The organism is Shivajiella indica (assembly GCF_042683085.1).
In the GTDB taxonomy this organism is placed as follows: domain Bacteria; phylum Bacteroidota; class Bacteroidia; order Cytophagales; family Cyclobacteriaceae; genus Shivajiella; species Shivajiella indica.
Map to the genome: position 1 here is coordinate 159,513 of NZ_JBHUIV010000016.1, position 23,866 is coordinate 183,378.

A 23,866-nucleotide genomic window follows, 5' to 3' on the forward strand; every position below is an offset into this window, starting at 1 on the left:
ATGTATCTTCCCGCTTCAATACCAGCTTTCTCTAGTTGGAAAGGAGAGATTCCTTTTGCAATTCCATTTAAACAAGGTTTTTGAGGTTGCAACTTATTAATTTCCAATATATCAAAGTACATCCCTTCCAAGTACTTATCAAATCAGACTGTGTAAAAAATCTGCTGTTTTTGTTAATCCACATTTTCTGAATTGGTTTAAAATTTCGAACTCATCCATTTTGGGATTTTTTCTATTCAAAACCATCTCCTTGAAAGCAGAAGTTGCTTGTTCATGATTTAAGTCAATAATATCGACCAAGAAATCATCAGCTGAAATCACTGCTATTTCAAAATTGTCTAAGATATTTTTTGGAAAGTCTTTCAGGTTGTTGGTTACTATGCAGTTGGAATTAGATTTAATCGCAGCGGCAACAACATGTCTGTCCTTTTGATCCGGCAAGTTTAATGTAGGTATCAAATTTTCATAGTTCTTAACCAAGGCGTCAGGAAATGCAGAATTGGCCATGGCAATTCTTTTCTCTGCATCATCTTGATTCAATCCTTTTCGCATCATCACTTCTTTCCATTCATCAAAAATATGCTTGCTCCACTTTGGAGTATATAAATCATAGTATGCAAACCAAAAAAGTAAATCCCTTGAGATCAATGGATAGATAACATTGGTATCTAAAACAGCTTTAAAACGAACACTATGAATCATATCCTCCTAACTCTTCATCGCTATTCATCATTTCAATCAGTAGACTTTTCTGTTTTGCCTTCATTTTCTGTTTGTAGCTGACTACGTCTTCAAATTTGATCCTGCGATGCCTTCCAACTTTGATGAAATCCAATTCTCCATTTTCAAGAAGTTTGACCAAATGTGGACGTGAACAACCCAAGATTTCGGCAGCCTTTTGAGTAGTTACTTCTGTAGCGACAGGTACAATCGAAATTGGTTTGCCCTGACTCATCGCCCTTAAGATCTCATTGAGTAACTCCAATGCTCTTGATGGGATTTGAAGTTTTTCCTTTGTCTCCTCGATCTCAATTTCAGTCATTGTGGAGTGAACACGCTCAAGTATCTGTGATAGGGCTTCATGAGATTTTTCAGCAATCCGTTGCTCCGATTTACTCGGTCTTTTACTAAGACTTAGGGTTTCCATGGGTTTGATTTAAATACTCTTCAAATATAATCGAAATAAACGAAACAAACGAAATAAAAGTTGAATTTTCAGTTCATTTTAAAGAAGCTTAATTCTGTTTTCAACTTTAAAAGCTTGTCCATGGATTTCTTCCAATGACCTAAATAAGCTGATTCGGTTGCAACTATCGTTGATAGGGGGAGCTAATTTAAAAAAGAGGTCATTTTGACCTTTTTTTTTGTTTTTAACCCTTCCAGTTTAATTTAAACAAGGTTTTTGGACGGCTGCAGCTTTTTTATGAGTTCATATTGAGAAAAAGTATTAAGTTATAGCTGATAATTCTAACTTAATGAAAATCAATAAAAGTTTTAGACTCTGAGTTTGGAAAGGTAGTTGATAGGTTGAAATCTCCGCTATTTGTGGCAACCCACGATCCTGTGAACCACAATATACTAGACCCGTACACAAGCTGGTATGAGATGCGCACTCTATCGGGGCAACACTTGTAAGATTATTTATACCCAAATGCTTCATTAACCAGAGCTGTCATGACATAATTGATACTTTCATAAAGCTGAAGTTAAAATAGGCTACTTATCCGATGATTTACTGAATTTTATCAATCATTAGGGTTTAGAAATGATACCATTACCAAAGGAATAGGTAAGGATCACGTTCCATAAAAAGTCTTTTCCAGCAATACTGCTTGAGACCTTCTTGTTCATAACGGAAGAAAGTGACAAGGGGAAATTACTTCTGGAAAGCTTAAATGCTGATGCAACATAGTACCCTTCTCCAAAATCAAAGGAGGAGAGATAAAAAGCCTGTGGTGATACCTCAAGTTCCATCGATTTGGATAATTTGATTTGACGGAAATTAGCGGTAAGCGCTAAAAAGTGCTGAAGCTCATTCGTACCAATGTCGTAGCCTTTCGCAATCATATATTGCATTCCGACCATGATCTTATCAGAAATTTGATACGAAGGGACCAGTTCCCCAACTAAATAACGTTCTGTTTTGATTATTTCATTATGAGCGGAATCCAGTATATTGGCAAAGTTCAGACCAAGATGCCCACCAGCACGCAGCTTAAACTTTTCCCCTTCGATAATTTTATATCGCAACCAGTATACCTGGTACCAGGGCCGGCCTTCTTCCAAGGAAAAAGTTAATTCCGGCTCAAAGCTAAATCGCCCTTTTTCCAATGACAGATTAAAGATAGCCGCGGGCTGTTCCAGCGAAAAGTTTGGAATGAATGAAATACCGTTATTGGTAATACCGGCTTTACCAGCGATTTGTGTTTTATTGCTTTGCTCCGTTTGCGAAAAAACATTTAAAGCATATAAAAGAATACAGATTAGGAGAACAGTATTTTTCATGAAGGAAACATAATTTCCGGATTCAATCCATTGAATTATACAGACACTGCGATGATGATCATCGTAAATATTTATTTCGATTGCACAATGCTTGACCTCAGACTTTCTTTAAAGAATCTTTCCAGTTTGTCGAAAGGAATTTTATCCATTTGGTCATATAAATCGGTATGAACTCCTTCTGGAATAATCATCAATTCTTTAGGTTCGGCTGCTACGTTGAATGCATCTTCACTAAAGTATTTGGAGTGTGCATTTTCCCCTGCGATTAAAAGCATCGGTCTTGGTGATATTTCCCGGATGTAGGTGAGGATTGGCATATTCATGAAAGACAAAGAGTTTGTTGCTGTCCAGGCACCATTGGAATTTAATGAACGTTCGTGAAAACCTCTTTTAGTCTTGTAGTAATCATAATATTCTTTAACAAATTGGGGTGATTCATTGCTGGTTTGTCCCAATCCATTTTCAGGATATTTGGGTGTTCCGTTTTGTGCATCTTCCCAACGTTGCAAGCTCATTTCTTCTAACATTTTAGTGCGCTGCTCTGGTGTCGTAGAGCCGAAATATCCCTCAGCGTTAACTCGTGACATATCATACATGCTGGTAGTGGCCACCGCTTTCACACGTTTATCAACCGCGGTAGCGTTTAAGGCAAAACCGCCAAAACCACAAATCCCGATAATGCCCAATTTGTTTCTGTCAATATTGTCCTGCAAGCCAAGAAAGTCAATTGCAGCACTGAAATCTTCGGTGTTGATGTCGGGTGATGCCACGTTGCGGGGTTTGCCACCGCTTTCGCCTGTGTAGGACGGGTCAAATGCCAAGGTCACAAAGCCACGTTCTGCCATTTGATTTGCGTACAAACCCGAAGACTGTTCTTTTACCGCACCAAAAGGACCGCTGATAGCCAATGCAGGTAAATTACTTCCGCCGTTTTTAGGAAGATATAAATCGCCGGTTAGTTCAATTCCGTACCGGTTTTTGAAGGTTACTTTTTGACGAGTAACTTTATCACTCAACTGAAAAGTGTATTCATCTTTCTTTCTCATTTCTAAATTATTTTGGTCATTTTGACTTAATGCCTGTCCACCAATGAACAGGGCCATCATAATAATGCTTAACTTTCTCATCACTTTTTATTTTTAAAATATTGTTCATCGGTCACGGCTTCCTGCCAATCAACAATCCCTTTTTCTGTATTGGGAACAATATAAAGTTGTTGTAAACCTACCTCTGGACTTGCGCCGTGCCAGTGCCTTACATTGGGTGGGCACTTAACTACATCTCCTCTTTTGATCGTTTCGATAGGTTGTCCTTCAATTTGATGATAACCCACTCCGTCTGTGATAATCAATATCTGACCGGCAGGGTGAGAGTGCCAATTACTCCTTGCGCCGGGTTCAAAATATACATTGCCCACTGCTGTGGTAAAAACGGAATCAACATCAACCAATCCAATATTGTAGGCGTTTCCTGTAAAATAATCTGCTGAACCTTTTTCTCCTTTCGGAAAAATAGCTTCCAATTCATTTTTGTCTGTTTTCATAATTTCTTGTTTTTTTTCTGTGTTTGAGTTGCAAGCTGTTATCAGGAACAGACTTCCTGTAAGTATTGCAATCATTTTGATGCCCTTGTACATATCTGTTAATTTATTATTCCAACTCAATGGTTTAATTTTATCTGGAACGCCACCTACATCTGCTTATTTCCTTCCTTCTGCAGCTTTACCTACAGCATCCAATTTTTCTTTCATTGGGTCGGGACCGGAATAAATACTACCGTCAGGAAGAAAATCTAGAATTAAATCGGTCGTTTTTGAATACCTTGGCCAGGTAGCCAATCCATCACCATTGGGATTGCCGGTTTTTGCAAAATTCGTCCAATACGACAGCATCATATCGGCTACGTTCTGATCTTCAGCGGTGACATCCGTTCCATATCGGGATTCAAGCGTGTTAAATAAAAAATGTACCTCTGCAAAATGAGGGGTTCCGTACTGCCAGCGGTCTTTCATCGATTCTTTGATATAGGAAAAACGGTAATGATAAACCGGTAAATCCTGCGCAGCAAACATAGAAGCCACAAAACGGGCAGGTTCAATCATAAACCACGCAGAACCTGTTTTGTAGGCGAGTTCGTCAACACTCATTTTATTGTCAGGATTAAAAGCACGCAAAACGTCTTGTTGATATGGAGCAAATCGAGCCAAAGCTGATTCCATGGTTGTACCAACGCCAGCCACCCGGCCTGCCACAATTGGCCCCGGCAAATCTCCACGTGTCGCTCCAGTCATTAATGGCACTTTATTGAAACTTCCTTCCGTATAAGATTTATATTCCTGTCGAGTTAACACCTTGCCGTCAATCATTGGGCCTCCCCATCTCACATTGGTAATATCTGTCTTTTCCGGCAATCCTTCTGTGTAATCAATTAGCTGGTCTGCTGGTAAAGCCCTGAGTTTTTTTAATGCGTTAGCATTATTTCCTTCAATCCCTTTTACTTTGGCAAAGGCCAATCCAAATGATTCGGCAGAAGGTCGTCCGGGTTGATCTTCATCGATCAAACGTGCAGTTTGAACTCCGGTTGGTCCGCTCGACTGGGAAATTGCCTTGTGAAAAAGTCCAGAAGCCATTGGAGATTGAAGCAGTGCTTCAACCGAACCCCCACCAGCTGATTCCCCGAAAATGGTCACATTTTCAGGGTCACCACCAAATGCTGAAATGTTTTCCTGAACCCATTTTAAAGCAGCAATTTGATCCATCAGGCCATAGTTTCCTTTTGGCTCATCAGGAAATTCTTCGGAAAGTGCCGGGTGTGCAAAAAATCCAAGTCGTCCAACTCTGTAATTAAAACTTACAAAAACAATATCCTTGCCGGCAATTGCACGTCCATTGTATTCTGGAAACGAACTTCCACCACCCAACCAAGCACCGCCGTATATCCATACCATTACTGGTAGCGGTTCATCAGACTTCTTTTCAGGGCGCCAAACATTCAGGTACAAACAGTCTTCTGAAGGTTCCTTTCTTCCTTCAAATAGACCGGGTCTGATCCCCTGCATGCAGTCAGAACAAAATGAATTTGCCAGCCTGATTCCTGTCCAGGATTCAGGTTCCTGCGGGGTACGCCAACGTAAGTCTCCCACTGGCGGTTTCGCATATGGAATACCTAGAAAAGAGGTAATACCTTTTGTTGTTTGCCCCCTTAAAGTACCCTGTTTAATTTTTACAGTATCGCCTGCATTTGCAGTTAAAGAGAGCAGAACAATTGCAAGGCTAACAACTATTTTAAGTTTGCTTTTTATTTTCATTTTTTAGTGCTTATCTCTAATTCAACTTCTTAATTTCTTGGCTGGAATTCCTCCTTCGATAGTATTGTCAGGAACATCTTTGGAAACGACCGATCCCGTCGCGACTACCTACAATGTTGTTTTTCTGAATTATTTCCTTCGGATATTCTTTTAAGGGGCAAATATTAGCCGTCTTCTGTGATGAGAAGATGCACTACAGCAAGCCGAACTACTTTACTTCGGTGGCATGCCAGAGCATCATTTTCCAGGTATCCTGCTCTCTAACCCACAATTCAGTAAATTCTACGCGTATGTCAATCATCGTCCCTGAAGCATCCACCAAAATGCGACATATACCTGAAACAACACCAGTACCGCCATGAACCCTAACTGTAATATCTTCTTCGTCAGTAATGGCTTGATATTGTAGCCTGCGTGTTTCCAATGCTTCAATGAATTGTGCTTTACTCTCTACAACCGCATTAGCGTGAGTGAACGTAAGGTCTTCGGTCATCATAGAGGCAACTGCATTAGCGTCGCCACTTAGTGTGGCAATCCTCCGTTTCTCATGAGCAGCTAATACTTCTCGCTCAGCGTCATTTTTATTTTCCATAGTTGACTTTTTTTCATCGCAACCTGTAAGAAATACATAAGCTGCAACAAGGATTATTAAATTAAATTTCATAGTTTATTTATTTTAAATTGTTTTGATAATTTTTGCTGGTGTACCTCCAACAATGGTGTTATCAGGAACATCTTTGGAAACGACCGACCCTGCTGCGACCACTGAGTTTTCGCCAATTGTGACCCCCTGTAAAATGGTGGCATTGGCGCCAATCCAGGCGTTCCTTTTGATATGAATCGGTTTGGGTACAAGAGAATGCCGTTCTTCGGGTGAAATGGGATGTGCTTCAGAGAGCAAGCTGACTTTCGGTGCTAACAGGACATTGTCTTCGATGGTGATCCCACCTAAATCGAGGAATACACAATCGTAATTTATAAATACGTTCTTCCCGATCCGGGTATGTTTTCCATAATTGATATACAAGGGAGTAAACACAGCTACGCTTTCGTCAATTTCCGAAGCTGTAATCCGACTCAACAAATCCCTTATTTCTGTGGGATCGGATGAATTGTTCATCTGTACCAGCAACTCTTTGGTAGCATAGGAAGCCTCACGCATTTTATAAGCCTGTGGATCGTTTGGCGAGATCGTTTCGCCATTTCTTAACCTATTGAAAATATCAGTTGATTCCATCTTTAGAAAGTTTTATATAGCAAAGGTAAGTGTTCTTTATATTCCTTTTTTTACACGCATTTCGTCAATAATGTCATATATTACGTATATTTGCGAAAAAGTAATAGGGCAAAAATGGATAGAGAGAAGGAAAGTGTGATCTTGATTGAATCAAAGGGAAAAGTACGGTTTCCTGAAGTTTTTTTGGGTCGATATCATACACACCTCTACTGTCACAGCGGAAGTATGGCATTTGTTTTTAATAATAAACCTTATGTATGCAAAGCAGGAGAATTTGTCTTTTGGTTTGCAGATAGCAAGCTGGCAGATTTAACATATTCAAAAAATTTTAAATCAACCGTATTATTAGTGGAAAAGGAGTTTCTGTTTGAAAATATTCCCGACCAGAGCAGAGGTATTGATGCCACTTTACATTCTAAGGAATACCCTGTATTGCATTTGAATGATAAAAAGGACAAGCATCGGATCCTGTCAAACTTTCAACTTCTGTACGATAAATCGCAACAGAAAAAGCACCTCTTTTATAATGAAGTGCTGAAATTTCAAATGCGCTTATTCATTCTGGAAATGTGGGACATATTCGCCAATGAAATTGAACATAGAAAGCGCACGGTGCAAAGCGGAACGCTTTACGAGCGGTTTGTCCAATTGGTCCAGGAGCATTGTAAGAAAGAACGGGAAGTACGGTTTTATGCACAGCAATTGCACATTACCCCCAAGTATCTGAATTATATTTGCAAGACTACTTCCGGCATTACCGCTTCTGAATGGATCCAACGGTATGTCCGTGAACGCCTGGAGCTCCTGCTCCAAAACACGCAATTAAACATAGCTGAAATAGCCGATAATATGGGGTTTTCTAGCCGGTCATTTTTCACTCGATATGTAAAGAAAGTCTTAGGTGTTACTCCGAGTGAATACAGGAACCGATTGAGATAAAAGATTAAAGTATATGATTCCCATCTATAAACTTAACTCTTTCAAGGGAATTACAATCGATCGGAGTCAAATCGTAGATTTCCGAAAAGTGATAAGACTTCAATTTCTCATCAATTCACTAGAAAGTAAGTGATACCTGAGGGGATGAAAGAAATAACTGGGTAGAATAAATCGTAATAATACGATAGGTGACATTGTGAACTTCCTTACAAAATATAAGGAAGTTAGTGGTACCTGAGGGGATAATGGAAATTTTCCATGAATTTCAAGTCAAAATTATCATTTATCAGCTGCAGCTTTTGTCAAGAGGGGGAGCCAATTTAAAAAAGAGGTCAAAATCGACCTCTTTTTTCTTTTTATCCCCTCCAGTTTCATTTAAACAAGGTTTTTTTTACGGCTGCAGCTTTTTTGGCAGGAGTATAACGAAAAAGAACAGTGCTATAGTTATCAGGTCTACCTGTTGAAAATCTATCAATCCTCCTGATTCAACCCTTAGCAGAAAGTGTATGGTACTCGATTGAAAGACAATTAGAAATTTTTAAGTTTTCGTATCGCATTCAAATATAATCGTATCAAAACGTATCATCAAGTGATGGAGATTTCAGATCACTATCGTATATTTACGTATCAAAACGTATCAAAATGAATAACGAAGTATATAATTTTAAAGTAACGATTGATTGGACATTGATTAACTTAATCAGTGAAATAGACCGTTTTGATGCAAATTGGACAGCAATTGAACGAAAAGAAGGACAAAGCCTCAAAGAATTGAAAAGTATTGCTACGGTGCGAAGTGTTGGTGCGTCCAACCGGATTGAAGGTAATAAAATGACCGATGAAGAGGTAGACGTTTTACTTCAAAAAATTGATATAACAAAACTAACTGACAGAGATTCACAGGAAGTAGTCGGTTATTTCGAAGTCTTGGATTTGATTTCGGAATCATACGAAAACATCGATCTTACCGAAAGCAATATCAAAAGTTTACACAATAGTTTAATGAAATATAGTGCTAAAGACCAATGGCACAAAGGAAACTATAAGAAACACAGCAATGCAGTTGAAGCTTCATTTATAGACGGAACTAGGCAAATTATTTTTCAAACAACCGATCCAGGGTTTGCAACGGAAGATTCCATAAGAGAGCTGCTCAATTGGTACAATTCAGAAAAAATAATACACCCCTTAATCAGAATAGCAGCATTAGTCTATGATTTTTTGAGTGTCCATCCTTTCCAAGATGGAAATGGAAGATTAAGTCGATTAATTTCAACGCTATTATTACTCAAAAACGGATATAAATGGATAGAATATGTGAGTTTTGAACATGAAATTGAAAACCGAAAAAATGAGTATTATCAGGTTCTGAGAAGTTGTCAGGCTCAGCGTCCTAAGGAAAACGTTACTGTTTGGATGCAATTCTTTTTGAGCTGCTTATCCAATATTCAATCTCAACTTTTAATGAAATTGAATACGAAAAGTGTAGAAACTAAACTTTCACCTAAGGAAAAATCAATCTATTTGATTATACAAAGTCGCCCCAACATCAAATCAGGAGAAATTTCCGAAAAATTGGCTATTCCATTACCTACCGTAAAGCGCTTATTATCAGATTTAATTAATAAAGAGCTAATAGAAAAACAAGGTAGAGGCCGAAGTGTGAGTTACACGATAAAATAGATAAGTTAAAAATAACAGGGTCAATATAAATGATGAACAATACATTACATATTATATCCAACGATTTACTTTCAGAGTACTTGAAAAAAGTACCGAAAGGTTTAAATCATGCTTTTGAAGCATTGAAAGACGCCGAAATCTCAACAGACAGCTTCAGTTTTTACACCTCTGTATCCTCAGTATATAGCAGCAAAATAGAAGGGGAAGCCATCGAATTGGATAGTTACATCAAACACAAAAAATTCGGAATTGAATTTTCACCAGATTACACCAGAAAAATAGATGACCTTTACGATGCCTACAGCTTTGCAAAGGTCAATGAGCTCAATAATGAAACCATCGCACAAGCACATTCGTTGCTCAGCAAAAATATCCTTACTAAAAATAGGCAGGGAAAATACCGCTTACAAAACATGTATGTCTCCACCCCTGATGGCCGTATTGAATATGTAGCGGCTTCACCTTTTGAATTAGAGGCAGAAATGGAAAAGTTTTATACCGATTTGACGCTACTACTCAAAACAGAAATGTCAATTGAGGAAGCTTTTTTTTATGCCTCAATGATTCATTTGGTTTTTGTTAAAATACATCCTTGGAATGATGGAAACGGCAGAAGTGCCAGATTATATGAAAAATGGTTTTTAGCAGAAAAATTAGGCTATAAGGCCTGGTTTATACAAAGTGAAAAAATGTATTACAACCAACATCAAACCTACTACTCAAACATCAGACTTTTAGGCTTTGAATACCCTACCTTGGATTATAATAAAGCGCTTCCTTTTTTGCTGATGCTTCCATGTTCTGTTTTAAATGGATAGAAAAACGGAAGTTCTTCGATAATCGGCTAAAAAAACATTTTCAGGTCGAAACCAAATTTTCTAAACCAACAAATTACATTCTATTTAAAATCGCTTTCGCTAACTTCGGGTAATTGTATTTTCAAAATAGTATTCTTCGATATGGAAAACCTCTTCTTTTTCAGTGGCTCCATTACCACCTTTTTTATTATCCTTTTGTTAAGCAAAAGAGATAAAGCCATATATGATTGGTTTTTAATTTGTTGGTTTTCCATCATCCTGTTCCATGTTTTTGTATTTTACTTATCTGCCAACAACCGCTTCTCCTTCTCATTGGAACTCAGCAGCGCTGTCGTGTTTCTCAATGGTCCGGTTTTATGGCTTTATACAAGGAGTTTATTCGAAAAAAGAATTTCATGGAAAGAAGTAGTTCACTTTTTGCCATTCGTTATAAACTTGGCCATCATTGCTCCCTATGCGCTTCAAAATACGCTGGCTCCTTTTTCTGATTTTACACGTACTATTCTTGCTTGGGCAAAACTTGGGAGTATATTGATTTACTGTCTTTGGTCAATCCATACGATCAACAAAACCCTGAAATTTGCAGAGGATAATTTTTCAAACGTCGAGAGTCAGCATTTAGCATGGTTAAAAATGGCTTTAAAAACTGTGCTCCTTTTATGGTTGATTGGCTTCTTAAGCCAGCTCGCAGTGATCACAGACCTTTTTGAACTGGATCTAGCTAATGAAGACTTATTCATTAACATCGCAGTAAGTGTCTTAGTGATTTATATGGGTTATTACGGTTTTAGACAGGCTCCAGTTTTTCTGGGGGGGTCCATATCCACATGGGCTAAACAGGCCGAAAGTGAACAAGAAGTTATGATGGAAAAATATCATCATTCATCTTTGGATGATGCCTTGGTCAAACAGTATGCAAACCTCTTGGAGAAATTAATGTCTGAAAAAAAACCATATATAGACCCGGAATTGAACCTATCCAAATTGGCAACTGAACTTAACCTTAGCACAAATCAACTTTCCCAAGTCATCAATCAGTTTTACAAAAAGAATTTTTATGAATACATCAATTCTTACAGAATTGAAGCGGTCAAAAATAGGCTAGCAAATGGTCATCACAAAACCACCACACTTTTGGGAATTGCGCTAGAGGCTGGCTTTAACTCTAAAGCGACCTTCAATCGGTTTTTTAAAAAATACACTGGACAGACTCCTTCAGAATACCTCAAAGTGCTAAACACCAAATCAAATCCATAAAATTTTTGTGCAAAATGGGTTTCATCCTATCCATTGCAACGCTTGTGAATGGTGTTCTCTAAATATTTGTGCCCTAAAAAGCATAAATAATGAATCAAAAAGTAAGCTAGACAGGCATGAAATCAAATAGAACAATAATAAAACCATTCATGAACTATATGAAACAGACAGTATTAAAAACCTTCATACAAGCTTTAATAATCGGCATGGTATTTTCAGCTTGTACCTCTACTAAAAAAATAAAAACTTCTTCCGGTATTTCAGAAATCAACTATTTAGAAATAAATGAAAGAAAGCAATATGTGTTGATTAGAGGGAAAGACATCAATAACCCAATACTACTTTTTCTGCACGGTGGCCCTGGAGCATCCGCTACGGCATTATTACGGAAATTCAACCATGAACTGGAAGATGATTTCACTGTGGTTTATTGGGACCAAAGGGGTTCGGGCAAGTCTTTCTCAAAGCATATTACCAAAGAAGAAATAACCGTAGAAAATTACATTCAGGACTTGGAGTGGCTTGTAGGCTATTTAAAAACCCGGTTTGAAAAGGAAAAAGTCTTTCTGGTTGGACACTCCTGGGGTTCCAGACTTGGCATGTACGCCATACAGAGAAATCCTGAAAATTATACCGCCTTCGTTGGCATTGGACAGGAATTGCATGCTTACAGAGGAGAGCTTTTATCTTATCAATACACCTTAGAAAAGGCTGAAGAAATGGGGCATAAAAAGGCCCTCAAAGAATTAGAAGAAATGGGACCTCCTCAAAGTGGGCAATATAAAGACATGTATGCGACAGGTTTTTGGGGTGTTGTGAGACAAAAACACTGGTTATTGAAATTAGGAGGTGAACGGTATCAAAAAACGAACTACACAGATTGGATTCTCTCTATTTGGTTTTCCAGGGAATATTCATTTGCGGATTTGATCAAGTATGGAAAGGGGTCTGCTTTTTCCGCTGGCAATATCATCTTGGATGAAAAATTTAACGACATTGACTTTTTTAAAGAAATTCCGACAGTTGAAGTTCCTGTGTACTTCATTTCAGGAGCATATGATTATAACACACCATGGGAGTTGGTAAAAGAATACGTAGAACATATGACTGCACCTCATAAGGAATTTATATTATTCGAAAAATCCGGACATAGCCCGGTGTTTGAGGAGCCAGAGAAATTCAATGATGAGATCAGGAGGATTTTTAAGGCGAATAATTGAGGAATAAATGCATTCATAAAAGCCTGTGAAATTTCATATTACTTGGATTTATAGAAAGATTTTCATTTATCTTTCTACATGAAAAAAATCGCCTCAGTCCTCCTTATTATTTTTATTGGATTTTCAGGGCTTTTTGCCCAAGATAATTCCGGAAAAAAGATCCTACAAAGCCTCCTGGAAGCCCAAGTCAATCAGGAAAACCCTGGCATTCTGTTTCATGTACAGTCTGGAAATGGGGAAATCAAATGGGGAGGATCGGCAGGAGTTGCTGAAATAGAAAGCGGCACAAAGCTTATTCCCGACCAGACTTTTAGGATTGCCAGTGTGACCAAAACTTTTATTGCAGCTTCCATTCTAAGGTTGTGGGAAGATAGTAAGCTCAAGCTTGAAGATCCGATTGCATTTTACCTATCAGCACAACATGCAAAAATATTAGGTGAAGATTATGACTTGGAAAATATAAGCATTATCCAGGTATTAAGACATAATGCTGGATTTTATGACCATACCTATGCACCATCTTTTTTTGAAAAAGTATTCCAACCAGGAGGTTATGAATGGACTAGAACCGAGCAATTGGAGCTTTGTGTGGATTCAGGAAGCCCGGTCGGTCTCCCTGGGGAAAAATTCAGTTATTCCGATACCGGATACATTATTTTAGGAGAAATAATTGAAAATTTACAAGGAAAACCCTTAGGGCTTGCTATTCCAGAAATCCTTGATTTTGAAAAGTTAGGGATTGAAAAAACGGCCTTTGAAGGGCTGAATCAGGAAGTGGATCAAGGACGGATCCATCAGTATTTCAATGGGCAGGACACCTATTCCTTCCATCCCAGTATGGATTACTTCGGCGGAGGGGGACTGCTTTCCACCACTGAAGATTTGTGCATATTTTTTCTTGCTTTGTTCAATGGAAAAGTATTCAAAAATCCCTCAACACTTGAAAAAATGCTTCAAAAAATAACTTACCCTGAACCTCCTATGCTAGACTATCGGATAGGAATTTACCTCCTTGAGGTCAATGGTTTAGAAGCTTATTCCCATGCTGGATTTTGGGGTACTCAGGTTATATACTTACCCGAATTGGATTTGGCAATGGCCACCAACTACAGCCAAATCTGGAAAGGCAAAGTCTCTCCTATTTTCGGAGAGGCTCTGAAGGCTATCATGGAGAAACCTTAAAATAGACTTTTGAAAAAAGGCTTAACTTACTTTAAAAAGAAAAAATAAAATAAAGCAGTTGATTTCATTTTTTAGCTCACAACACCCTACCTTCTGAATACAGATCGTAAGCTGCTACCAGCAATTGGTTTTCGGGAGAATCTCCATATCTGGGATAGTCCTTGATTTCAGCACGCGTTTCTACAAATATCGGAATATATTTTCCTTCAAGATCATCCCAAACAATCAACAAATAAGAATAAGGAATCCTGGAAGACCGACCCTGTTCCAGCCATGCGTCAAAAAGAGATTCTGATAAGGAATGTGGGTAATCCGGTCCTTCGAACATACTTTAATAGTTATCTTTTTGATATTTGCCTAAAAAAAGAATACAGCTTCTTATTTTCAAAATGTTTTGACATATTTTATATCCTTGGACAAGGGAATAAATTCTAATTTTGATTCCAATCTCTTTTATTTTATTTTCAGGATGATTACAGTTACCTTCAATTCAAATAACCTATAAACCAATGAAATACCTTCCTTTTGGACTAGCAATTGCTTCAGTAATGATTTTTTCCTGTGAAAAGCCAAAATCCCAACTCACCCAAAAAGAATACGAATCACTGAATGATGAACAAAAACGCTCGGTGGAATTTGCCTTGGATGGAATTGAAGTATTAGATAATCGGCTTGAACTTACCCTCTTCGCGTCAGAACCCATGCTAACTAACCCTACCAATATGGACATTGATGACCGTGGAAGGGTCTGGATCACAGAAGCATATAATTACAGAAACCAATTAAACCCCAAAAATCCTGTGAAGTCAGAAGGAGATAGGATTTTGATTCTAGAAGACACCAATGGAGATGGAAAAGCAGATAAATCCACTGTATTTTACCAGGGGACAGATATCAATGCAGCTTTGGGGATCGCTGTTTTTGGAAATAAGGTATTTGTGTCAGTAAGTCCCAACGTTTTTGTTTTCACAGATGAAAATGGAGACGATTCACCAGACAAAAAGGAAATTCTTTTTACAGGTATAGGTGGTGTACAACACGATCATGGTATGCATGCTTTCACTTTTGGGCCCGATGGAAAGCTCTATTTCAATTATGGTAACGAAGGAAAAGGACTTCATTTCGCCGATGGAACTCCCATTTTGGATCCCATGGGCAGGCCTGTGAATTCTGGAACAGCTCCCTATCAGGAAGGCATGGTGTTTAGGTGTGATCCCGATGGAAGCAACCCTGAAATCCTTGCCTGGAATTTCAGGAATAATTATGAAGTTGCCGTAGACAGTTATGGAAGGATGTGGCAAAGTGACAATGATGATGATGGAAACCGTTCTACACGGATAAACTATGTCATGGATTTTGGGAATTATGGTTTTAAAGATGAAATGACCAAAGCAGATTGGAGAACCAGAAGAATCAATATGGAAGATTCAGTCTGGCAACAACATTGGCATCTCAATGATCCTGGGGTTATTCCAAATTTGGTCCAAACTTATGCAGGATCCCCTACCGGAATCCTGGTCTCCGAGGGAAAACTCCTCCCATCAGATTACCAAAATCAGGTCATTCATGCAGATGCGGGACCAAACGTGATCCGTATGTATCCAGTAAAAACTTCAGGAGCAGGCTTTACAGGTGAGGCTGTTACAATTCTTGATGGGAACAAAAGAGACAATTGGTTTCGACCTTCTGATGTTACCGTTGCCCCTGATGGCTCAATTTTTGTCTCAGACTGGTATGATCCGGGTGTGGGGGGACATGCGGTTGGAGACCTGGAAAAAGGCAGGATTTACCGATTGGCCCCTAAAAAATCCAAGTATAAGGTTACCTCACCTGATTATTCCAGCATTGAATCCTTAATCCAACTTTTACAAAACCCCAATAGAGCCATTCATTTCAATGCATTTATGGCTCTTAAAGGAAACGAGGAAGCCAGATCAGCACTGGAAAAACTTTACTCCTCAAACGATTCACGGATGAAAGCCCGTGCCTTTTGGCTTTTGATTCATCTTCCTGATGGAATTGAATACATAAAAAAGGCTTCCCAGGATAAAGATGAAAATATCCGTGTGGCATCGGTGAGGGCTTATCGGATCAAAGGAATGGATGATACTGCCTTTTTGCTACAAATGGCTGCTGATCCTTCACCGCAAATCCGAAGGGAGGTGGCATTGGCCATACGTTTTCTGGATGTCCCTGACATTTGGTTGAAGCTAACCGATGGCTACACATCAGGTGATCGTTGGTACCTCGAAGCATTGGGGATAGCTGGTGAATACCATTGGGACAAGTACTTGGCTGCCTATTTAGAAATAAAAGGGTCAGACTGGATGTCCCTACCCGAAGCCAGGGATCTTGTTTGGAGGTCACGCTCAGAAGCTACTCCTGAACTTTTAGAGCAATTGATTTTAGCTGAAAATAGTCCAGAAGATCACAAATACTACCGTAGTCTGGATTTCCAAAATACTTTCCAAAAAAATCAGACACTGAAAAATCTACTGGCCAAAGGTCCAAATGAAGATCAGGTGATCATTCTCCGTCAGGCAGTAATTGATGAAAAGAAACCGGATGCCCAACTTCTAAATCTTGCAAAATCAAAAGCTGGTGAGATAAATGATGATTGGGATTTTTTGGAGGTAATTAAAAAATACCAAATCAAAGACCAAAAAGAAAGGCTGCTTACCCTTATATATCAGGAAGAAAACAGGAATTTGGCCAATACTTCCGCAAGAATTTTCACAGAGCTTTTCGGAGTTACCGAAATCGAAAAGGCTATGGGTAACCCAGACGAGGCCAAGGCCATACTGGCCATCCGGAAATTCGGTACAGTGGACAGCCCGGAAATTGCCTTTCTCCTTAGCAAATTCTGGAAGAATGACAAGGCTTCAAATACCATCCGAACCGCAGCCATGGAAGAAGCCAAAGGCTATCAGTCAGAGGCTGTCTTATGGGAATTTGCCAAAGCAGATCAGATCCCCGCAGATCTTCTACCCATAGCTCAAAAAATCCTGATGGGGTCCTGGAACTCCAATATACGCCAATTGGCAGTTGAAAAATACGGGGAAAGCATCAATCAGGGCTATGACCTAGTCAAAATGATGTCTTCCAAGGGAAATGTTGAAAAAGGAAAAACCATCGCCAGTTCCTATTGTCTTGCCTGCCACAAAATTGGAAATGAAGGGATAGATTTTGGGCCTGGCCTGACACAGATTGGGGCCAAACTCAGCCGGGAAGCCCTGATCAATTCCATTATCTACCCTTCTGAAGGAATGGGATTTGGCTATGAAACCCAATTGGTGAAATTTAAGGATGGCAGAGAAATCCGTTGTATAGTCAATTCCAAAACAGAAAATGACCTGATTGTTAAACTGGTAGGTAGCGGAGAACAGACCCTTTACAAATTGGCTGACATTGCCTCTGTTTCCCAGCTGAGAGAATCTTTAATGCCGGCATTCCCGTTGAGCGAAGAGGAATTGGTTGATTTGGTTTCCTATATGGAAAGTCTGAAGTAATTGGTTTTCGAAATTTGGATATCTAAACCAATATATCCTCATCAACCCAATACTTCCTTTGGATTGGTGTGTCAATTTAACAAAATAATCAAAACCGAGCCTGCAATCATGATCAATGAACCGATGATCTTTTTGAGCAGGTGGGTTTCCTGAAAAAAGCGGTATCCAAAAAACACGGAGATCAAGATGGAAACCTGAAAAAGGGCAAGGGCAGGGCCTACCTGCATCTGACTAAAGGTATAATTGGTAGAAATGACCATAATGGCCACTGAAACTGAAAGCAAGAAATATTTTATTAAAGATGATAGATCGATTTTTCTGAATTCATTTCTGAATTTGACCTTAAACAGGAATAATATAGGCAAGGAAAACAGAGCTCCGAAAAAACACCAACTGGCAAAAGCCAAGGTAAGGTTGGAATGCAATATAACCTGCTTATCAAAAACGGCCTGGGTACCTGTCAGAATCAAAGCCAATAGGCGATAAAGGATTGCCTCCTCTCTAAATATTTTTAAGGAAGAACCTCCACCCTCATTGTTCAACACAATATAACTACCTACAATGATTAGGGTAACTCCCAGAAAGCCAAAAGCATTGGGAATCTCACCAAGAAGAAAAAATGCAATTATTATTCCCACCACCGATTTGTAAGCATTGATAGGACCCAAAACAGACAATTGTCCCAATTCTAATGCCTTGACCAAAAATCCATTTCCAAAAGCTCCACAAATCCCTCCCAATATCGAATAGAACCAAAACCCGGAAGGCAAATCCAACATTGGAAAATCATAAATCAAAAATATGCTAATCAGTGCCAGAACCGAATAGGAAATAAAGTTGACAAAAAATGGATGCTGCCTGATAGTCAATTGCTTTTGGATCACGTTGGACAAGGGATTCGAAAAAATGCGCGCCAAAATTGCAATTATCAAAAGACTGCCTGCTCCCATATACTTCCAAATTTAGAAACAATAAGAATTTTTTTAAGGTAGTAAAAAATAAAAAGCGCCTTTGCTTCCTTATAGCTATGTAGCCAGAAGAATGCAAAGGCACTGTGCTTTAATAGAAAGCTGTAATCTAGGCTTTACTTATAGATCAGATCAAATCTGTCCAAGTTCATCACTTTGGTCCAGGCTGCTGCGAAGTCTTTTACAAACTTCTCTTTGTTGTCTTCCTGGGCATATACTTCAGCCAAAGCTCTCAATTCAGAATGTGACCCGAATATCAGGTCAGCTCTGGTAGCTGTATATTTTAAGGCCCCGGTTTTCCTATCCCTTCCTTCAAATTTCTCTTTGGTATCGTCAGCAGGTTTCCACTCTGTACCCATATCCAACAAATTCACAAAGAAGTCATTGGTCAGCATGTCATTCTTGTCAGTGAAGACACCATGCTTAGAACCATCATAGTTGGCATTTAAAGCCCTCATACCGCCTACTAAAACAGTCATTTCAGGAGCGGTTAAGGTCAGCAACTGTGCCTTGTCAACCAATAGTTCCTCTGTGGAAACAGAATATTGCTTCTTCAGGTAATTGCGGAAACCATCAGCCATTGGCTCAAGCAATGCAAATGAAGCCACATCTGTCTGTTCTTGCTTGGCATCCATTCTACCAGGAGTAAAAGGAACCGTAACCTTATAACCAGCATTGGCTGCAGCTTTTTCTACTGCTGCAGTACCACCCAATACAATCAGGTCAGCCATAGAAACTTTTTTACTTCCACTTTTAGCATTGAAATCTTTTTGGATTTTTTCATATGCAGCCAATACTTTGTTCAATTGTGCAGGATTGTTTACCTCCCAGTTTCTTTGAGGAGCCAACATGATTCTCGCACCATTGGCTCCTCCTCTTCTGTCAGATCCTCTGTAAGTAGAAGCAGATGCCCAAGCTGTGGAAACCATTTCTGAAAGAGAAAGACCGGAATTCAAAAGTTGGGTTTTCAAAGCTGTGATATCCTGTGCATTCACCAAATCATGGTTTACCGCAGGGATAGGATCTTGCCAGATCAGATCTTCTTTAGGCGCTTCAGGACCTAAGTAAGTGGTCTTTGGACCCATATCTCTGTGGGTCAATTTAAACCATGCTTTCGCAAAGACTTTGTTGAACTCCTCTGGATTTTCATAAAACCTCCTTGAAATCTTTTCATATTCAGGATCAAACCTCATAGAAAGGTCTGTGGTCAACATCGTTGGCTTGTGTTTCACATTGGGATCAAAAGCATCAGGATACAAAACCTTAGGATCTTTTGCAACCCATTGGTGGGCACCTGCAGGGCTTTTTGTCAATTCCCATTCGTTTTCAAACAAGCTTTTGAAATAACCTTGACTCCACTCATTGGGTGTCAGTGTCCAGATTACTTCCAAACCTGAAGTAATGGCATCGGCTCCCTTACCTGATTTGTAAGAACTCTTCCATCCAAAACCCTGCTCTTCAATCGGAGCCGCCTCAGGCTCTGGGCCTACATGACTAGCTGGACCCGCTCCATGGGTTTTACCCAAGGTATGACCACCAGCGATCAAAGCTACGGTCTCTTCATCATTCATTCCCATTCTTCCAAAAGTCTCACGGATATCATGTGCTGCCAATACAGGATCAGGATTGCCATTTGGCCCTTCTGGATTCACATAAATTAAGCCCATTTGAACAGCGGCCAAAGGATTTTCCAGTTCTCTATCTCCAGAATAACGCTTGGCATCACTCAGCCACTCGCCTTCAGCACCCCAATAAACATCAATCTCAGGTTCCCATACATCCTCTCTACCCCCTGCAAATCCGTATGTTTCAAACCCTGCTGCTTCCAAAGCCACGTTACCGGCAAGGATCATCAGGTCAGCCCAGGATATTTTATTCCCATACTTCTGCTTGATTGGCCAAAGTAATCTTCTGGCTTTGTCCAGGTTGGCATTATCAGGCCAGCTGTTCAAAGGCGCAAAACGCTGCTGTCCTGCACGTGAACCTCCACGACCATCGCCAGTACGGTAAGTACCGGCACTATGCCAGGCCATACGGATCATCAGACCACCGTAATATCCATGGTCAGCGGGCCACCAGTCCTGGGATTCAGACATCAGAATTCGCAAGTCACCCTTTAGGGCTTCATAATCCAAACTTTGAAATTCTTTAATGTAATCAAAGTCCTCCCCCATAGGGTTCGACAGGGAAGAATTCTGGCGAAGTATACCCAAATTCAACTGATTAGGCCACCATTCAGCATTTCCTGTTGCCCTCATAGCAGTACTACTCTTCTTCGTGGCACCGGACCAGCCATCAACTTTGGAAGCATCATGGCTTTTTTCCTGGGCCATAGCCATCGAGACCGTAGCTCCAAATAGCCAGAGAAATACAATAAATTTTTTCATTTTTTTATCAGTTATGATCAATAAATACACTATTAATTTAACAAAATTAAAGCTTCAATATGGCTAAGGGAAATTGATTTTCTCGATATAGATATTGAGAAAATCAATAACTAAACAAATAACATAGCAAAAACCTATAATTTAGGCTATTGATAGAATTCCCTTAAAATAAACCTGATAAAAATCATAAAAAAACAAATCGTTTTCCTACCTATTCTGAATAAAAAAGAAGAAAATGAAGAGCAAGGGATATTGATATTGGCCCAAACTAAATTTTTTTACCTACAGAGTTGGGTATACTTAGATTGTAAAATTTCAAATTCAATAAATCAAGGAATCAATTTTCTTTTTCTGAGCCAAAATTCAACATTTTGAGTCCATCTCCGAAATCTGCCTTTCGAAATCCAAGTTTTCTCCCCTTACTTCTTCCGTTGCGCTGCCAACCATTCCATAATCGTTACCGGTCTTCCATTGAGCATGACCGGTGAACCATCAAAGTCGGTTCTGGCTAAATTTGAGTGACTATAGATCCAGGACCAGTGGGCATTGTACCTGTAATTATCTCCCCCATAAAACCCTGTGATGTCGGTAACATGGTCGTAGAAGGAGAAATGTGCATTTTTGGCACCTGCAGCTTTAAGTCTATGGTACAAAGGAACAACTGTTTGATCAGCGATAGTTGTTGGATCCTCTTTGGCATGGATAAACCACATAGGAACACTCTTGATTTTTTGGATTTGTGCATCGGTAATGAACTCATTGTGATATGCAAGCGCACTGATGTACCCTGCTGCAAAATAGTCTGGATGTTCCAATATCAGTTTGAGAGACATATAGCCCCCGTTTGAACAACCTCCGACATAAATCCGCTTGGGGTCGATATTGGGGTTTTTTGACACAAACTCTTGAACCAAAGCAAAAAGGGCCTCGTTGTACACATCATTATCTTTTCCTCTGGTCATCCCTTCTGGACCTTGCATCCAAAAGGTTGGAGCTTGAGGGACCAAGACATAGGCACCTCCAAATAGAATTTGGATTTCTGGAGAAGCATAATTAGCTGCCCTGTTACCAAGCAAGGCCACCGTAGGATCGTATCCACCTTCTCCCCCACCATGAAGCCAGATAATTAAGGGCACTTTTCCTTTAATGTTAGCTGGAGTGTAAGTTGCATAGGACATGTATTGATTGTTGCCGTAACTAAATTTTCCTGTTAGGTCAAAATCATCCACTAAAGGCATGATTTTCCCAACTGGATTGTTCCAGACCTGACCGGTTTTGGTGTGAATGATAGTCAATCTATAATCCACCCAATAATTCCGTCCCCTGTTGTTGATTCTGGTATATTGGAAGGGTGAACCTAATGGCATGGCAGGACTTACTCCAAGTACCAGGGTAATATTTTTTCCCTCTTCAAGTCGATTTCCTTTTTCATCAGATATATAAGCATAGACCACAGAACGCATTCCTGAAGCATTCTCAGCAGGGATTTCAACTCCATCCAAGAATCGGTTGGCGTATACCTGATAATGGGCAGCTTGGGCTTCCTTAGTGTTTTCTGCTAAGGATAAAATGACTTTATTGACTGCAGGTCCCCAATCAAACCCTTCTACCACCCATCGGTAGTCTCCCTGAGTATTTGCAGGGTTTGAATGATCTCCAAATTGGGAAAAAGCAATACCTCCAAAGGAAGTTTGGCTTAAAAAGAAAGCCAACACGATAAATAAATAAGTTATTCTGTTCATGGGTAGATTAGCAATAATTCAGGAGCAAAAATTAATGGAAATAAACGGCCATATATAGAATAATTACAGGAATGGGGACTTTTTGTAATTCTCCTTTAAGAAAATTACATAAAGCCCTTTTATTTTAATAATTAAGCCGTAGCATTCAACTAAATGATCAAACCGTCCAAAATAGCATTCAAACAGTTTCCTTTACATAATATAACTTGAAAATCTAATTCTCCAGAGCACCGTCGTTCACCCAACATATTATTGCATCTATATCATTTTGATTCAACCTAGGTCTGTTTTTTGGCATATTTCCACTTTGGATTCTGGCTAATATATCTGTTGTCCTAACCTGGATATTCTCAAATTTTGTAAAAGTTATGTTTCCCTGTTCTAAATGACATCCAGTTATGGCACAGTTAGTTTCCAATATTGGCCAAATTGTTTCATTAAATTTCACGCCATTTAACACTTTGACGGTTTGGGTTGTAGAACATCCGGTATTATTAATGATTTCAACCTTATAATTTCCGGATTGAAGTTCAAAAAAAGCATTTGTTGCACTCAAAGATCCATTGTTTAACCGATATGTATATGGTTCTACACCTCCTAAAGGCTCAATGATGATTGTTCCGTTATTTAGATTACAACCGCTGTCCGTTGTCTCTATGCTTGCTGTAAGGTCAGATTCAGGTGACTGAAGGTTTACTGAAACAGATTTGATACAACCATTTTGATCCTTAACATTCAATTGGTAGGTTCCTGCACCTAAATTTTCAAATCTTGCACCAGTCTGAAAAGGGCTTGAATCCAAGCTAAATTGATAGGGTCCTTTACCTCCAGTCACCACAGGGATAATAGAACCGTCTTTTGAACTGCAATTGTTAGGGTTATTTGAATTAAACTCTATTCTCAGATCTGAAAATTCACAATCAAACTCAGTAGGATTTTCTGCTTCCGAACAATTTTGGAAAAAAAATAAAATACTACTGATCAAGGCAATATAAACAAGCCTTTCTAAACTTTTGTGCTTCATCGTGTTGGGGGTTTTAATGGTAACCGATTTTTGCTATTAATGTTTGAATCATTTTTCAAGCCGATTTATATACAGGTATACCTGATTA

General features: G+C 39.2%; 20 protein-coding genes. 7 read left to right on the plus strand and 13 right to left on the minus strand.

The annotated features are described in order from the left end of the window. Positions 1-138 precede the first annotated feature (138 nt). The 8 genes from ACFSKV_RS10245 to ACFSKV_RS10280 form a co-directional block, all read right to left on the minus strand. Positions 139-702 (minus strand): PIN domain-containing protein, encoded by a 564-nt coding sequence (locus tag ACFSKV_RS10245; RefSeq protein ID WP_380802163.1) that lies wholly within the window; start codon positions 700-702, stop codon positions 139-141. Then, on the minus strand, positions 692-1,147 hold the full coding sequence (locus ACFSKV_RS10250) for a helix-turn-helix domain-containing protein (protein ID WP_380802166.1): 456 nt from the start codon (positions 1,145-1,147) through the stop codon (positions 692-694). The genes ACFSKV_RS10245 and ACFSKV_RS10250 overlap by 11 nt, the downstream gene beginning before the upstream one ends. A 605-nt stretch (positions 1,148-1,752) precedes the next feature. Beyond that, positions 1,753-2,505: a hypothetical protein gene (locus tag ACFSKV_RS10255; RefSeq protein ID WP_380802169.1), complete on the minus strand. Its 753-nt coding sequence runs from the start codon at positions 2,503-2,505 to the stop codon at positions 1,753-1,755. A 71-nt stretch (positions 2,506-2,576) separates the two neighbouring features. Next, a complete protein-coding gene (locus ACFSKV_RS10260) occupies positions 2,577-3,632 on the minus strand; it encodes an alpha/beta hydrolase (protein ID WP_380802172.1) in 1,056 nt (351 codons plus the stop codon). Beyond that, on the minus strand, positions 3,632-4,048 hold the full coding sequence (locus tag ACFSKV_RS10265) for a cupin domain-containing protein (protein WP_380802174.1): 417 nt from the start codon (positions 4,046-4,048) through the stop codon (positions 3,632-3,634). Before ACFSKV_RS10265 ends, ACFSKV_RS10260 begins: the two co-directional genes overlap by 1 nt. A gap of 156 nt (positions 4,049-4,204) precedes the next feature. Next, positions 4,205-5,812, minus strand: a complete 1,608-nt coding sequence (locus ACFSKV_RS10270; protein WP_380802176.1) for a carboxylesterase/lipase family protein — start codon at positions 5,810-5,812, stop codon at positions 4,205-4,207. A gap of 208 nt (positions 5,813-6,020) precedes the next feature. Beyond that, complete coding sequence (locus ACFSKV_RS10275) at positions 6,021-6,476, minus strand: nuclear transport factor 2 family protein (protein WP_380802179.1); 456 nt, start codon at positions 6,474-6,476, stop codon at positions 6,021-6,023. Positions 6,477-6,488: 12 nt separating this feature from the next. Beyond that, positions 6,489-6,974, minus strand: a complete 486-nt coding sequence (locus ACFSKV_RS10280; protein WP_380802181.1) for a sugar O-acetyltransferase — start codon at positions 6,972-6,974, stop codon at positions 6,489-6,491. Positions 6,975-7,163: 189 nt separating this feature from the next. On the opposite strand from ACFSKV_RS10280, the gene ACFSKV_RS10285 reads away from it, so the two are divergent. From ACFSKV_RS10285 to ACFSKV_RS10310, 6 genes are all read left to right on the plus strand, one after another. After that, positions 7,164-7,988, plus strand: a complete 825-nt coding sequence (locus ACFSKV_RS10285) for a helix-turn-helix domain-containing protein (protein ID WP_380802184.1) — start codon at positions 7,164-7,166, stop codon at positions 7,986-7,988. Positions 7,989-8,630: 642 nt separating this feature from the next. Further along, entirely contained in the window at positions 8,631-9,671 is a 1,041-nt protein-coding gene (locus ACFSKV_RS10290) for a Fic family protein (RefSeq protein ID WP_380802187.1), read from the plus strand. 29 nt (positions 9,672-9,700) lie between these two features. After that, complete coding sequence (locus ACFSKV_RS10295) at positions 9,701-10,489, plus strand: Fic family protein (RefSeq protein ID WP_380802190.1); 789 nt, start codon at positions 9,701-9,703, stop codon at positions 10,487-10,489. Between the two features lie 141 nt (positions 10,490-10,630). Next, positions 10,631-11,746, plus strand: coding sequence for a helix-turn-helix domain-containing protein (locus tag ACFSKV_RS10300; protein ID WP_380802193.1), 1,116 nt, complete (start codon positions 10,631-10,633; stop codon positions 11,744-11,746). A gap of 158 nt (positions 11,747-11,904) precedes the next feature. Further along, positions 11,905-12,966: an alpha/beta fold hydrolase gene (locus ACFSKV_RS10305; RefSeq protein ID WP_380802196.1), complete on the plus strand. Its 1,062-nt coding sequence runs from the start codon at positions 11,905-11,907 to the stop codon at positions 12,964-12,966. A 78-nt stretch (positions 12,967-13,044) separates the two neighbouring features. Beyond that, the gene (locus tag ACFSKV_RS10310) at positions 13,045-14,148 is read left to right on the plus strand and encodes a serine hydrolase domain-containing protein (RefSeq protein WP_380802199.1); all 1,104 of its coding nucleotides are present in this window, start codon (positions 13,045-13,047) and stop codon (positions 14,146-14,148) included. A gap of 76 nt (positions 14,149-14,224) precedes the next feature. On the opposite strand, the gene ACFSKV_RS10315 is transcribed toward ACFSKV_RS10310, so the two are convergent. Further along, positions 14,225-14,476 (minus strand): hypothetical protein, encoded by a 252-nt coding sequence (locus tag ACFSKV_RS10315; protein WP_380802202.1) that lies wholly within the window; start codon positions 14,474-14,476, stop codon positions 14,225-14,227. 181 nt (positions 14,477-14,657) lie between these two features. On the opposite strand from ACFSKV_RS10315, the gene ACFSKV_RS10320 reads away from it, so the two are divergent. Then, positions 14,658-17,657 carry a PVC-type heme-binding CxxCH protein gene (locus ACFSKV_RS10320; protein ID WP_380802205.1) on the plus strand — a complete coding sequence of 1,000 codons (3,000 nt, stop codon included), beginning with the start codon at positions 14,658-14,660 and terminating at the stop codon, positions 17,655-17,657. A 71-nt stretch (positions 17,658-17,728) separates the two neighbouring features. On the opposite strand, the gene ACFSKV_RS10325 is transcribed toward ACFSKV_RS10320, so the two are convergent. The 4 genes from ACFSKV_RS10325 to ACFSKV_RS10340 form a co-directional block, all read right to left on the minus strand. Next, positions 17,729-18,607, minus strand: coding sequence for an EamA family transporter (locus ACFSKV_RS10325; RefSeq protein ID WP_380802208.1), 879 nt, complete (start codon positions 18,605-18,607; stop codon positions 17,729-17,731). 134 nt (positions 18,608-18,741) lie between these two features. Beyond that, entirely contained in the window at positions 18,742-21,012 is a 2,271-nt protein-coding gene (gene katG, locus ACFSKV_RS10330) for a catalase/peroxidase HPI (RefSeq protein WP_380802210.1), read from the minus strand. Positions 21,013-21,431: 419 nt separating this feature from the next. Next, complete coding sequence (locus ACFSKV_RS10335; RefSeq protein WP_380802211.1) at positions 21,432-22,754, minus strand: prolyl oligopeptidase family serine peptidase; 1,323 nt, start codon at positions 22,752-22,754, stop codon at positions 21,432-21,434. A 214-nt stretch (positions 22,755-22,968) separates the two neighbouring features. Continuing rightward, positions 22,969-23,778, minus strand: coding sequence for a SprB repeat-containing protein (locus ACFSKV_RS10340; RefSeq protein ID WP_380802213.1), 810 nt, complete (start codon positions 23,776-23,778; stop codon positions 22,969-22,971). Positions 23,779-23,866: the final 88 nt, after the last annotated feature.